The 12,819-nt window shown below is 66.3% G+C and carries 11 protein-coding genes; 6 read left to right on the top strand and 5 right to left on the bottom strand.

Going from position 1 to position 12,819, the window contains the following annotated elements:
• Window positions 1-649: 649 nt before the first annotated feature.
• The 4 genes from LC407_RS20360 to LC407_RS20345 form a co-directional block, all read right to left on the bottom strand.
• Complete coding sequence (locus tag LC407_RS20360) at window positions 650-1,210, bottom strand: TlpA disulfide reductase family protein (RefSeq protein WP_223483502.1); 561 nt, start codon at window positions 1,208-1,210, stop codon at window positions 650-652.
• The gene (locus LC407_RS20355) at window positions 1,207-3,597 is read right to left on the bottom strand and encodes a protein-disulfide reductase DsbD domain-containing protein (protein WP_223483501.1); all 2,391 of its coding nucleotides are present in this window, start codon (window positions 3,595-3,597) and stop codon (window positions 1,207-1,209) included. The genes LC407_RS20360 and LC407_RS20355 overlap by 4 nt, the downstream gene beginning before the upstream one ends.
• Entirely contained in the window at window positions 3,594-3,932 is a 339-nt protein-coding gene (gene cutA / locus LC407_RS20350; protein WP_134833160.1) for a divalent-cation tolerance protein CutA, read from the bottom strand. Before cutA ends, LC407_RS20355 begins: the two co-directional genes overlap by 4 nt.
• A 68-nt stretch (window positions 3,933-4,000) precedes the next feature.
• The gene (locus LC407_RS20345) at window positions 4,001-5,791 is read right to left on the bottom strand and encodes an endonuclease (protein WP_032976462.1); all 1,791 of its coding nucleotides are present in this window, start codon (window positions 5,789-5,791) and stop codon (window positions 4,001-4,003) included.
• Between the two features lie 352 nt (window positions 5,792-6,143).
• On the opposite strand from LC407_RS20345, the gene LC407_RS20340 reads away from it, so the two are divergent.
• The gene (locus LC407_RS20340; protein WP_025878649.1) at window positions 6,144-6,431 is read left to right on the top strand and encodes a co-chaperone GroES; all 288 of its coding nucleotides are present in this window, start codon (window positions 6,144-6,146) and stop codon (window positions 6,429-6,431) included.
• An 82-nt stretch (window positions 6,432-6,513) separates the two neighbouring features.
• Complete coding sequence (groL, locus tag LC407_RS20335; protein ID WP_025878650.1) at window positions 6,514-8,163, top strand: chaperonin GroEL; 1,650 nt, start codon at window positions 6,514-6,516, stop codon at window positions 8,161-8,163.
• Between the two features lie 171 nt (window positions 8,164-8,334).
• Here the strand turns inward: groL and LC407_RS20330 are convergent, their stop codons facing one another.
• Entirely contained in the window at window positions 8,335-9,498 is a 1,164-nt protein-coding gene (locus tag LC407_RS20330; RefSeq protein WP_099843869.1) for a serine hydrolase domain-containing protein, read from the bottom strand.
• 178 nt (window positions 9,499-9,676) lie between these two features.
• Here LC407_RS20330 and LC407_RS20325 point away from each other — a divergent pair, with 178 nt between their 5' ends.
• The 4 genes from LC407_RS20325 (at window position 9,677) to LC407_RS20310 (ending at window position 12,687) form a co-directional block, all read left to right on the top strand.
• Window positions 9,677-10,177 carry a MarR family transcriptional regulator gene (locus LC407_RS20325; RefSeq protein ID WP_223483500.1) on the top strand — a complete coding sequence of 167 codons (501 nt, stop codon included), beginning with the start codon at window positions 9,677-9,679 and terminating at the stop codon, window positions 10,175-10,177.
• A complete protein-coding gene (locus LC407_RS20320) occupies window positions 10,174-10,911 on the top strand; it encodes a DNA alkylation repair protein (RefSeq protein WP_223483499.1) in 738 nt (245 codons plus the stop codon). Before LC407_RS20325 ends, LC407_RS20320 begins: the two co-directional genes overlap by 4 nt.
• A 188-nt stretch (window positions 10,912-11,099) precedes the next feature.
• On the top strand, window positions 11,100-11,360 hold the full coding sequence (locus LC407_RS20315) for a hypothetical protein (protein WP_025878654.1): 261 nt from the start codon (window positions 11,100-11,102) through the stop codon (window positions 11,358-11,360).
• 253 nt (window positions 11,361-11,613) lie between these two features.
• Window positions 11,614-12,687 (top strand): 3-deoxy-7-phosphoheptulonate synthase, encoded by a 1,074-nt coding sequence (locus tag LC407_RS20310; protein ID WP_223483498.1) that lies wholly within the window; start codon window positions 11,614-11,616, stop codon window positions 12,685-12,687.
• The last annotated feature ends 132 nt before the right edge of the window (window positions 12,688-12,819 follow it).

Here is a 12,819-nt window from a genome sequence, read left to right as displayed (position 1 = left end):
CTGCGAGTGTCAGCTCCAGCAACTGTTCGGGCGGATCAAGGGAGATTCCGGCGTGGGCGCCAAGCTCCATGGCGATCGTCGAGATCCAGGCTTACACGGCGGCCCACGCCGGCTCTCGACACCTACGGTGCCAGATTCCAATCAGATAAGGCTTGGGCGCGCCATCCATGGCGCTTACACCCCCGCAACCGGACCCACCCCGCCTTCGACAGTTGTCCGCGACCTGTCGGGACGGCGTTCTGTGATGCTCTTGGTGGGTGTCGACCTTGGTCGACACGTAGATCCACGCCACGCGTGGATGCTCTTCGTTTCAATTGTCGAGATATTCGATTCCGATGAAGATTCATCCACGCACGAGGTGGATCCATCAGACACCGGAAATCTGTCAGAGGTGGGGCGGTGTCGGAGTGCGGGGTGTCCGCGGCATGGGCCCGAGGCATGCCTCGGGCGGGTTGGGCAGGACGCCCAACCCCGGTCTTGCCGTGTGCGCAGGACAGCGCACACGAGCAAGCGGCTGCCAAGCCTACAAGGACGTACTTGCGGCGTCCCCGCAGTCCGACACCGCCCCGCCATCCCACGGAAGCCCGCTGTAGCTGTAGCGGTTGCTGTTGCTGTTGCTTGAAAGCATCTGCAGGTGCAGGGCGCAGCCCTACTTCGCCCAGCCTTCGATTTCGCCGTGCGCGAACGGTCCGAGCTTGGCCTTCATCATCCGTCCCTGTGCGTCGAACAACACGCTGTAGGGCAGCAGACCCTGCGCGTTGCCCAACTGCACGCTGGCATCGCGTGGGCCGGGGGTATCGAGCACGATGGGATAGTCCACCGGCACTCGCTGCAGGAAATCACGCACGCCGTCCGGCGTATCCAGTGCCAGGCCCAACACCTGCACGCCGTGCGCGCCCTGGCCCTCGGCAAAGCGGGCCAGTTCGGGCATCTCTTCCACGCAGGGGCCGCACCAGCTGGCCCACACATTGACCAGCAATGGGTGGCCCTTGAAGCGTTCGCGGATATCCAGCGCGTGACCTTCAGCATCGGCAAGCACCAGCGCCGGCAGCGGATCACCGGGCCGCAGCATCGGCAGCGCCGGCGGCGATACTGCCACAGGCGCTGCAGCTTCCGTCGCCGGCTCCGGCGCCAGCCGGTTGCCGGCCCACAGGCCAAGACCGGCAGCCAGCACTGCTGTCCACAGCAGCGCTGGCCGTTGCCACTTCATCGCGCGGTGCGCAGCAGTGCTTCTTCCACCAGCGCCTGCGTCAGCAGGGTCGGCAGCACCGTCGGCGGGGCGCCGGGGCCGTACACCACGTACAGCGGCACGCCCACGGCCTTGTGCTCATCCAGGAACGCGGTGATCTGCGGGTCGACATTGGTGTAGTCGCCACGCATGTACACCGCGTTGGTGCGCTTGAGCAGTTCCTTGAACTCCGGGCGCGACAGCACCGCGCGCTCGTTGGCCTTGCAGCTCACGCACCAGTCGGCGGTCATGTTGACGAACACGACGCGGTTGTCGGCGCGCAGGCGGTCCAGCATCTGCGGCGAGTAATCCACCACGTTCTCGCTGCTCGCCTGCGCGGCACGTGCCGGCGGTGCCAGCTGGGTCACCGCCCACACCGGCACCAGCGCGGCGATCACCAGCAGCACGCCCAGCAGCCCGGCCGCGCGCTGGCTGCGCCAGCGGCTGCGCTCGAACAGCCACAGGCCGCCGGTGAGCAGCAGCAGGCCACCCAGCGCCAGCGCCATGCCATCCACGCCGCGCTGCTTGCCCAGCACCCAAAGCAGCCACAACGCGGCGGCGTACATCGGGAAGGCCAGCACGTGCTTGAGGGTTTCCATCCACTGGCCCGGCTTGGGCAGGCGACGGGCCAGCGCCGGCACGAAGCCGATCAGCAGGAACGGCAGGGCCAGGCCCAGGCCGAGGAACAGGAACACCAGCATCGCCGCCACCGGCGGTGCAACGAAGGCATAGGCCACCGCCGGGCCGAAGAACGGTCCCACGCAGGCACTGCCGACCACGCAGGCCAGCACGCCGGTGAAGAAATCGCCGGCCGGGCCACTGCGTCGCGCCAGCGACTGGCCGAAGTTGCCGATGCCGCCGCCCATGGTGAACACGCCGGACAGGCTCAGGCCCACCGCGAACATGATGTAGGCCAACGCCGCGACCACGCCGGGATGCTGCAGCTGGAAACCGATGCCGACCGCATTGCCGAGCATGCGCAGGCCGACCATCAGCGCGCCGATCACCGCGAAGGCGACCAGCACGCCCAGCGTGTACCACATGGCATGGCTGCGGGCGCGCTCGGCGCTTTCACCGCTCTGCGCCAGGCTCAGCACTTTCAGCGACAGGATCGGCAGCACGCAGGGCATCAGATTCAGCACCAGGCCACCGCCCAGTGCCAGCAGCAGTACCCACAGCAGCGAGCTGTCGGTTTTCGGTACGCGGCTCGGAGCCTTGGTACGCAGCGCATTGTCCTGCTGCGCGTCGGCGGCGAAGGCATCGCGCGAGCCGTTGCTGGCGTCGGCACCACCCGTGGCGGCCGGCGCGTCGTTGGGCACGGTCGGAAGCAGGCGCAGCGGTGTGCCGTTGGCGCCCTCGCGGGTGCCGGCAGTGGCCGAAGCCGGCAGCGAACGAATCACTTCGTCGCGTGCGGCAGGTGCATCACTGGTGGCGTTGGCCTTGCCGGCGGGGATCGACAACTTCACCCGGCGGGTCATCGGCGGGTAGCAGATGCCATCGGTCTGGCAACCCTGGAAGGTCACCACCAGCGTGCTGTCGACCGCCTCGGCGCGGCTGCGGCGCAGCAGCACCGGCACTTCCACCTGGTTGAAATAGACCGCCACATCACCGAAGTGCTCGTCGCGGTGCGACTGCGCCGCCGGCCAACGCGGCTTGTCGGCCAGTACCCCGGCGCTGCCTTCCAGCTTCAGCGAGGTGCGGTCGCGATACAGGTAATAGCCCGGTGCCGGGCTGAAGCGCAGCAGCAGGGTATTGCCATCGCTGGTGATGGCATCGAAGCCGAATGCCTGATCCGACGGCAGCGGCAGTGCTTGGCTGTTGCTGGTGCCCGGCAGCCGCAGGCCACCGCCACTGCCGGCGCCGGCCAGCGGGTTGTTGAATGCACTGGCGCCGGTGGCGCGTGCGGTCGGCAGCGTGGCCGCCGCACCGCCTGCACCGGGCAGGGTCACCTGCACCACGCGCTTCTGCGGCGGGTAGCACACACCAGCATCGGCGCAGCCCTGGTAACGCACTTCCAGGCTGATGGTGCCGGCGGCATCGGTGGGCGCGCCGGGCAGGGTGGCCTGCAGGCGCTCGCGGTAGGTCTCCACCTCACCAAAGAAATCGTCGTGGTGCTTCTTGCCTGCGGGCATCTGCAGCGCAGCGGCGTTGAACGCCGGATCGGCCTTCACCGTGGTGCGGTGGCGATACAGGTAGTAGCCCGGGGCGATCTTGAACTGCAGTTGGATCTGGCCACGCTCGGGCGCGCTGGCGGTCAGCGCGAACGCCTGGTCCACCGGCAGCAGATCCTTCTCATCCAGCGCGAAGGCCGGCAATGAAAGCCACAACAGAGCGCACAAGGCGGCGCCACGCGCAAACAGAGTCTTCAATCAGTGTCCTCCCGGGTCTGTGCCCGGATCCAGTCCAGATACGCCGGCAGGCCGGCCCGGGTTTCGACCGCGATGCACTCCGGGAGTTCATACGGATGCAGTTCGACGATCCGGGCGATGGCGTCATCGACACGGCTTGCGGTGGTCTTCACCAGCAGCTGCAGCTCGGTGTCGGTGGTGACCTCACCCTGCCAGCGGTAGGTCGACTGAGCGCCGTCCAGGCGGGTCACGCAGGCAGCCAGATGCTCGGCGACCAGCGCATGCGCGATGCGCTCGGCACTGGCCCGGTCCGGGCAGGTGGTCAACAGCAGCAGGACGGGATCGACGGTCGACATGACCGTCGAGTATAGGGCCGTCGCCGGGGCAGGGCCCGGCGACGGCAGTGAACCGCAGCGTTGCGCGGTCAGTTGGCCAGCTGGCAGGTGGCCGGCTTGGCCGAGGTGAACAGGCCCGGGGTGGCCCACTCGGGGTGGTCGATGAAGGGGTTGCGGTTGCCCTGGAACGAGTAGATCACGTCATTACGCGCCTGCTCGGCGGCATCCGGCGGATCGGACAGGTGCCAGTCGATCAGGGTCGACAGCAGGCCCATGTAGGCCGGCGAGCTGCTGGTCTTGACGATCTTGCTGCGGTCGTCGGTCAGTTCCAGGTCCGGTTCGGACTGGCCGGTGGCCGCATCCTTGCCACCTTCATAGCGGATGGCCATGTACATCACCGCGCGTGCCATGTCGCCCTTGCGATGGCCCCACACCTCGAAGGTACCGGCATTGCCATCCGGTGTACGTACCCAGTTCGAATTGCCCGGGTAACCACCGCTGCCACCGCCGTGGCCGTTGTTGGCTTCGGTGGCACGCTCGCCGCAGTTGGCATCGCACTTGCCGAACGGCTTGTTGCCGCGGTCGGCATTCCACTGTGCGTCGGTCAGGTACAGCATGTGGGTATCGGTGTAGGGCGCGTACGGCAGGCCCTTGTCACCGGTGGTGCTGGCAAAGCCCAGCGAGTTCGGCCAGGTGTGCTCGCGGTTGTACTTCAGTCCACCGCCACTGCCTGCACGGTCGGTCACCTTGGCGAAGCTGTGGTTGCGGTAGGCATCAAGGATCCGGCCACTGTTGTTCGGATCTTCGTCGGCGATTTCCAGGATGGTCCAGGTGCTGGTGCCCGAGCCACTGTACGGATACGCGGTGTGGCCCTTGATGGTGGCGTGCAGCGAGCAGCGCAGCTGGCTGGGGCTGCTGGTGTTGACCTTCGAGTAGTAACCGGCCGGTCCGCCGGGATTGCCCGGGTCCGGATTGCCGGTGGTGGTGGCCACGGTGAAGGCGATGCGGCTGTCGGTCGCCGGGCGGGCACCCTGCGCATCGGTGATGCGTGCGGCACGGATGTCGAAGCGGCAGGCTTCACCGGCGACCAGCGCGGTGTTGGTCGACAGCTTCACGCTCTTGCCGCTGGCCGGCCAGGTCAGCGGCACGCTGCCCGAAGTGCCGCAGGTCAGTGCGAAGGCGCCGCTGGCGAGGTTGACCGTCTCGCTGAATACCACTTCCAGGTCGGCGGCGGCAGGGAAGGTGCTGCTGCCCTGTGCCGGCGTGGTGGTGGACACCGACGGCGGCGTGTTCGGGCCCGGGGTACCGCCGCCACTGAAGGTCTGGTTGTTGTTGCAGCTGCCGAAGGTCTGCCTGGCCGATTCGGCCCAGGTGAAGTGCGCGTACTGGCTGCCGCTGCCGGTCAGCTGCAGCGAGGTGCCCGCCGCGGTGCTGTTGGTTTCGGCAACCGGAATGTTCTGGCTGGTCATGCCGGCGGCGGGGCCACCGGAAGCGGTGATCGCGCCCTCGTAGCTGAGGAACTGGACCACCTTGCCGCTGGCGTCGACCAGGGCGATGCCGTCGTTGGCACCGTTCTGCAGGCCGTTGCTGGGGTAGGTGACCACCGCCAGGGTGGCGCTGCCGCAGCTGGCCGCGGTTCCGGCCGGCACCGCGTTGTTGGCGTAGACCGTGGCGGCCGACGGGTTGCTGCCGTTGTAGAGGTACAGGCGGTAGCCGGACAGGTCTTCGCCGGCGGTGGCGACCACTTCGATGGCTTCGCCGACGTCACCGGCAGCGGTGCTGTCGTCGTAGTGCAGTTCGTTGATGAAGACCTCGGCCTGGGCCGGCGCGGCAGCCAGGGCCAGCAGGCAGGCGGCGGCGAGCGGGGACAGCAATCGCATCGACTACTCCTTGTGATTGGGAATGCCGGGCCACCCTAAAGCCGATCCGGTGACACTTTGTCGTAAATGAACGCCAGATATCTGACAGTGCGACGGCGGTCACCAAATGGTGGCCAATTCCCCCTTGGCTTGCCGCGACGCATCCCTATAAAGGCGTCCGCGCGGGGATGGAGTGCCGCCGGGCCGCCGGGAAAAATTTCGGGGGCGGGCCTTGAAAGGCCTCCGGAGGTCTCCATCTCTGTCGTGCTCCCGACCTGTCGGGCTTTTTCACGCGCGTTGCTGGCAGTCGCCTGGTGCGAGTGCTAACATCGCCGGACTTTTTCAGACCAATCAATAACTTAAGAGGTCCCACATGAGCATCAAGCCGCTGCACGACCGCGTTGTGGTCAAGCCGATCGAAGCCGACGAAGTTTCCGCCGGTGGCATCCTGATCCCGGACTCCGCCAAGGAAAAGTCCACCAAGGGTGAAGTCGTGGCCGTGGGCCCGGGCAAGCCGCTGGACAACGGCAACGTGCGCGCTCCGTCGCTGAAGGTCGGTGACAAGGTCATCTACGGCCAGTACGCCGGCAGCTCGTACAAGAGCGAAGGCGTCGAGTACAAGGTCCTGCGCGAAGACGACGTGCTCGCCGTCATCGGCTGAGCGTCGGCGCGACCTGCTTCATCCCCTGATTCCAACACCCAGCCGCCGGGCATGGCCCGGCGCTACCAATGAGGTAAACGCAATGGCTGCCAAGGATATTCGTTTCGGTGAAGACGCCCGTTCGCGCATGGTGCGCGGCGTCAACGTTCTCGCCAATGCCGTCAAGGCCACCCTGGGCCCGAAGGGCCGCAACGTCGTGCTCGAGAAGAGCTTCGGCGCCCCGACCATCACCAAGGACGGCGTGTCCGTCGCCAAGGAAATCGAACTGGCTGACAAGTTCGAGAACATGGGCGCGCAGATGGTGAAGGAAGTCGCCTCGCGTACCAACGACGACGCCGGCGACGGCACCACCACCGCCACCGTGCTGGCCCAGGCCCTGATCCGCGAAGGCGCCAAGGCCGTTGCTGCCGGCATGAACCCGATGGACCTCAAGCGCGGTATCGACAAGGCCGTCGTGGCTGCCGTCGCCGAGCTGAAGAACATCTCCAAGCCGACCGCTGACGACAAGGCCATTGCCCAGGTCGGCACGATCTCGGCCAACTCGGACGAGTCGATCGGCCAGATCATCGCCAACGCGATGAAGGAAGTCGGCAAGGAAGGCGTGATCACCGTTGAAGAAGGCTCGGGCCTGGACAACGAGCTGGACGTGGTCAAGGGCATGCAGTTCGACCGCGGCTACCTGTCCCCGTACTTCATCAACAACCAGCAGTCGCAGACCGCTGACCTGGATGACCCGTACATCCTGCTGCACGACAAGAAGATCTCCAACGTCCGTGACCTGCTGCCGGTGCTGGAAGGCGTCGCCAAGGCTGGCAAGCCGCTGCTGATCGTTGCCGAGGAAGTCGAAGGCGAAGCGCTGGCGACCCTGGTGGTCAACACCATCCGCGGCATCGTCAAGGTCGTGGCCGTCAAGGCTCCGGGCTTCGGCGACCGTCGCAAGGCGATGCTGGAAGACATGGCCGTGCTGACCGGCGGCACCGTGATCTCCGAGGAAGTCGGCCTGTCGCTGGAAAAGGCCACCATCAAGGACCTGGGCCGCGCCAAGAAGGTGCAGGTCTCCAAGGAAAACACCACCATCATCGATGGCGTGGGTGACAAGGCTGCGGTCGATTCGCGCGTTGCGCAGATCAAGACCCAGATCGAAGACACCTCCTCGGACTACGACCGCGAGAAGCTGCAGGAGCGCGTGGCCAAGCTGGCCGGTGGCGTTGCAGTGATCAAGGTCGGCGCGTCGACCGAAATCGAAATGAAGGAAAAGAAGGATCGCGTCGACGACGCCCTGCACGCGACCCGTGCAGCCGTTGAAGAAGGCGTGGTCCCGGGCGGCGGCGTTGCCCTGGTCCGTGCGGTCTCCGCACTGGCTGGCCTGAAGGGTGCCAACGAAGACCAGAACCACGGCATCCAGATCGCCCTGCGCGCGATGGAAGCCCCGCTGCGCGAAATCGTTGCCAACGCCGGTGAAGAGCCGTCGGTCATCGTCAACAAGGTCAAGGAAGGCACCGGCAGCTTCGGCTACAACGCCGCCACCGGCGAGTTCGGCGACATGCTGCAGTTCGGCATCCTGGACCCGACCAAGGTGACCCGTTCGGCGCTGCAGAACGCAGCCTCGATCGCTGGCCTGATGATCACCACCGAAGCCATGGTTGCCGACGCTCCGAAGAAGGACGAGCCGGCCATGGGTGGCGCTGGTGGCATGGGCGGCATGGGTGGCATGGGCGGCATGGACTTCTAAGGTCCGCTGCACTGCTGCAATGAAAAAACCCCGCCGCAAGGCGGGGTTTTTTTGTGGGTGGCGTGTTGCCGCCAATGGGCACACGCCAATGGGTCCATACCCATGTGTCCATGCCAATGAATCCATGCCCATGGGTCCACGCCAGTAGATCCACGCCATGCGTGGATGGCGTCAGCGCACGAACACCTTCTCCGCGCCGTACTCCCAGTCCCACGGCACTCCGGTATCGCCCAGCACGAACGCCACCAGTGCCGGAAACGCCGCCTCGGCGCGGACATCGTTGCCCAGCATCACCACGCAGCGCTGGCCCTGCTCGATGCACACCAGGGTGTTGCCCACCGCGTCATCGTGGCCGCCCTTGTAGAAGCCGGGCCCCTGCGGCCCGCGGAAGGTGACCACGCCCAGGCCGGCTGCCAGGTCCCTGCGCCGCTCCGCTACCGGCAGTTCCGCCTGCAGGGTCGGAAACTGGCTGGCCGTGGTGATCGGCAGCTGCGGACGTACCAGCTCCTGCCGCATCGCCGCTGAAAGGCCTTCGCCGCGCACATAGCCCGCTGCGAAGTTGGCCATGTCGGCGATGGTGGTATCCATCGAGCCGGCGGCCCGCACCCGGCTGCGCTCGTCATGCGGCTCGGGCGTGCCATCGGCGGTCCAGCCGTCGGCCAGGTTGGTGGCGAAATCCTCGCGCCACATCATGCTGGTGCGGGGCATGCCGAAGCGGTCGAACACGCGGCGCTGCATCAGCGCGCCGATGTCCTGGCCAAGGCGCCCCCGTTCGAGCACGAACTGCAGCAGGATCAAGCCTTCGCCGGAATAGCCGTAGCGGCTGCCCGGATCGAAATGGAATTGCAGCCTGCCATCCGGTTCCAGAAACGCGAAGTTGGCAAAGCCGCTGCCATGATTGAGCAGCAGGCGCGGGGTGAGCCGGCGCCAGCGTTCGTCGCCGGCCAATACGCTGTAATCGGCGTAGTGCTTCGTATCGACGGGGTAGTCCGGCAATGGCTTGTCCAGATACGTGGCAATGCCGGCGTCCAGCGCGATCACCTGGTCCTGTGCCAGCTGCGCGACCAGGTGGCCAAAGGCCATCTTGGTCAGCGAAGCGGCGTACATCACGGTGTCGGTACGCAGCGGTTCGCCGGCGGCGTTGCGCTCGCCATAGGCGGCCACGTGCACCACCTTGCCAGCGTCGATCACCGCCAGCGCCATGCCACGTGCGTGTGCGGCCTGCATCAGCCGTTGCGCCTGGGCATCAATGCGGGCTGGCGATGGCAGCGGTGGTGGCGCAGCGACTACGGCCATCGGCAACAGCGTCAGCAACAACAGGACGACACGGCACATGCGTGGAACTCCTGGCGGGACGTGGCGCGATGCTACCGCAGCTTTGGCTGCCGGCGCCTGTCGACCCCATCCAGGCCCCGGGGCGGCGCCGCGTCATGCCCTGCGGCAGCCCGGTCCGGACTTGCGCCCTGCGGGTTAGAAAATATAATAAGGCGCCTAATCATCATGGATTTGATGGATGCTTGAAGCAAAACACACGGCTCTCCTCCAGGAGGCTGGCCGTCGCGGCGATCCCCACCTGGCCCAGCTGCGCCTGTGCTTCCAGCTGCTGGCCTTGTCCAGCGCGATCGACCGTGACTGCGCTTCACGCCTGGCGCCGCACGGCCTCAGCGAAGGCCGCTTCGTGGTGCTGTTCCTGCTGCACGGGGCTGGCGGCACCTTGCCTCCGCACGCGTTGGCCGAGCGCGCTGGCGTCACCCGCGCCACCATCAGCGGGTTGCTCGATGGCCTGCAGCGTGATGGCCTGCTGCAGCGGCGCAACGATGCCGAGGATGGCCGCCGTCTGCAGATCGTGCTGACCGCGCGCGGCAAGCGCCTGGCCGGCGATCTGTTCGACCAGCACACACAATGGATCGGCGGACTGTTCAACGGTCTTGATTCCAGCGAACAGGTGCAGTTGTCGCTGCTGTTGGAAAAAGTCTGGCGACACACCGACGCAGGCCAGGAAACAGGCACATGATCGGCACCATCGGTACGGCACGCCTGCAGGCACTCAATGCGGGCAGCGTATCCAGCACGCACCTGGCCGAGTGCCTCGCAGTGGATTTCGCCACACTGCTGCAGGCGGTGGCACCAACCTTGCCCCAGGCATCCATGCAGCGCATGCGCGCCGCTGCAGGCAAGGGAATCACCCAGCGCATGGCATTGGCCGCAGCGCTACTGCGCGAGGCAGGGCAGGGCGACGTGCAGCGCAGGCAGGCGCATCCATCCGATACCGTGCGCGGATGGGCGTGCTATCTGATTGGCAGTGACCCGCAGGCGGCATTGGCCGACAAGCTGCAGGCCATGCGTCCTCTGGCAGATGATGCGCACTTCGGTGTGCGCGAATGGGCATGGTTGGCCTTGCGCAGCGATATCGTCGCCGAGCCGCTGGAAGCGCTTGCCCTGCTGCAACCCTGGACGCTGCAGCGCTCGCCGAATCAGCGCCGCTTCGCCTGTGAGGCGCTTCGCCCGCGCGGTGTATGGGCCACGCACATTGCGCTGTTCAAGCAGCAACCCGAGCACGCGTTGCCCCTGCTGGAAGCCCTCGCTGACGATCCCGAGCGCTATGTGCAGGACTCGGTCGGCAACTGGCTGAACGACGCAGGCAAGAGCCAGCCCGGATGGGTGCGCGATGTATGCGCACGGTGGCAGTCAACGCACGACAGCGCAGCCAATACATACATCCGCAAGCGCGCGCTGCGCTCGCTGTAGCGCCGTACCGTTCACCCGCGTTTCCCGGTAGTGCCGGCCGCTGGCCGGCAACCCCATGACCTTCAAGGGAGACCCCATGCGCCCCCGCTCCATCGGACTGCATTCCGGCACCCTCGTGGCACATGCGCGTGTCATCCATTCCGGGTAAAGATGGCGTTCGGCCGTGTCCACCCGCAGGGAAGTCGAGCATGCAGAGCAAGATCCAGGTGACGTTGTACGGAGCGCTGGGCAGCAGTCCAGCGCTGCAGGTGCCCGGCCTGGAAGGGCCGGTGGTGGCCATCCAGGAAGCCACCCTGCGGCAGCTGGTGTCCGATCTGTATACGGCCAGGTCCATGCTCAACCCCGAACAGCTTGATGAGGCCAGGCAGGAACTGGACCGCGTGGTGGAGCGTTGGGTCGACATCCACGAGACGCTGCTGCTGGATGTGGAAGTGCATGGCGGCCGATAGTCCGCTGAACCGCGCCCGCAGTTGCGGATGAAACAGTTGGCACCCGCCAAAACCCTGTGTTATCAATAGATCCCATGAACGCAGCCCACGCCAGCTTTTATTGGTATTACTTTCCGAAGCCCCCGGCGGAGGAAGGATTGCGCTCACCCTGAAGAAAGCTTCAGACGCATTCCCGAAAGCCGCCAGCGAACCTGGCGGCTTTTTTCATGTCGCCACGCTGCGGACCCCCAACGTTCCGTAGAGACCCCTTACCATGCCCCCGCACACCGACGACCTGCGTATCCGCACCATCGAACCGCTGACACCGCCTGCCCAGCTGCTGGCGATGCTGCCCTGCGATGACGAAGCCTCCGACACCGTCAGCGCCTCGCGCGCCGCCCTGCACCAAATCCTGCATGGCCGCGACGACCGCCTGGCGGTGGTGGTCGGGCCGTGCTCGATCCACGATCCGAAAGCCGCCATCGAGTACGCACAGCGCCTGAAGCCGCTGCGCGATGCGCTGGCCGGCGAGCTGGAAATCGTCATGCGCGTGTACTTCGAGAAGCCGCGCACCACGGTGGGCTGGAAGGGCCTGATCAACGATCCGGACCTGGACGGCAGCTTCAAGATCGACAAGGGCCTGCGCATTGCCCGTGGCCTGCTGCGCGACATCAACAAGCTGGGCCTGCCGGCTGGCGTCGAGTTCCTCGACGTGATCTCGCCGCAGTACATCGCCGACCTGGTGGCATGGGGCGCGATCGGCGCACGCACCACCGAAAGCCAGGTGCATCGTGAACTTGCGTCGGGGCTGTCGTGCCCGGTCGGCTTCAAGAACGGCACCGACGGCAACGTCAAGATCGCCGCCGATGCCGTGGGCGCAGCCTCGAATCCGCATCACTTCCTGTCGGTCACCAAGCAGGGCGGCACCGCCATCGTCTCCACCACCGGCAACCCGGATTGCCACGTGATCCTGCGTGGTGGCAAGCAGCCGAACTACGACGCGGCCAGCGTGGCCGATGCCTGCCAGGCGCTGGCCAAGGCCAAGCTGCCGACGCGCCTGATGATCGATGCCAGCCACGCCAACAGCCTGAAGAACCACGAAAACCAGCCGAAGGTGATCGAAGACATCGCCATCCAGCTGGAAGATGGCGAGCAGCGCATCGTCGGTGTGATGGTCGAAAGCCATCTGATCGGCGGTCGCCAGGAACTGGTGGAAGGCCAGCCGCTGGTCTACGGCCAGAGCATCACCGATGGCTGCATTGATTGGGACACCACCGTGCAGGTGCTGGAGCGGCTTGCCGCTGCCGTGCGCGCCCGCCGTGAGGTAAAGGTGTCCGAAGCCGCTTGAGTGCGGCACGTGTGTGGATGGCGGCCAGCGCCTGCGGGGGTGCGGCCGCGATCAGGGCCGGTCGGAGTTGGAGACCGGCCCGTCTGCACCGGCGATGCGCCTGGCGCTGCGTATGTGCGACAGCGCCAGGTA

It is taken from the genome of Stenotrophomonas sp. OVS01A (genome assembly GCF_019969775.1).
Lineage (GTDB): Bacteria > Pseudomonadota > Gammaproteobacteria > Xanthomonadales > Xanthomonadaceae > Stenotrophomonas > Stenotrophomonas indicatrix.
Note: the sequence above shows the minus strand (reverse complement) of the source record. Positions and strands in the feature narration are given on the sequence as shown.

What these genes read in the sequence shown, in the direction of transcription:
- LC407_RS20360 (WP_223483502.1), bottom strand. Translation starts at nt 1,210, where the DNA reads ATGAAGTGGCAACGGCCAGCGCTGCTGTGGACAGCAGTGCTGGCTGCC.
- cutA (WP_134833160.1), bottom strand. Translation starts at nt 3,932, where the DNA reads ATGTCGACCGTCGATCCCGTCCTGCTGCTGTTGACCACCTGCCCGGAC.
- LC407_RS20345 (WP_032976462.1), bottom strand. Translation starts at nt 5,791, where the DNA reads ATGCGATTGCTGTCCCCGCTCGCCGCCGCCTGCCTGCTGGCCCTGGCT.
- LC407_RS20340 (WP_025878649.1), top strand. Translation starts at nt 6,144, where the DNA reads ATGAGCATCAAGCCGCTGCACGACCGCGTTGTGGTCAAGCCGATCGAA.
- groL (WP_025878650.1), top strand. Translation starts at nt 6,514, where the DNA reads ATGGCTGCCAAGGATATTCGTTTCGGTGAAGACGCCCGTTCGCGCATG.
- LC407_RS20330 (WP_099843869.1), bottom strand. Translation starts at nt 9,498, where the DNA reads ATGTGCCGTGTCGTCCTGTTGTTGCTGACGCTGTTGCCGATGGCCGTA.
- LC407_RS20325 (WP_223483500.1), top strand. Translation starts at nt 9,677, where the DNA reads ATGCTTGAAGCAAAACACACGGCTCTCCTCCAGGAGGCTGGCCGTCGC.
- LC407_RS20320 (WP_223483499.1), top strand. Translation starts at nt 10,174, where the DNA reads ATGATCGGCACCATCGGTACGGCACGCCTGCAGGCACTCAATGCGGGC.
- LC407_RS20315 (WP_025878654.1), top strand. Translation starts at nt 11,100, where the DNA reads ATGCAGAGCAAGATCCAGGTGACGTTGTACGGAGCGCTGGGCAGCAGT.
- LC407_RS20310 (WP_223483498.1), top strand. Translation starts at nt 11,614, where the DNA reads ATGCCCCCGCACACCGACGACCTGCGTATCCGCACCATCGAACCGCTG.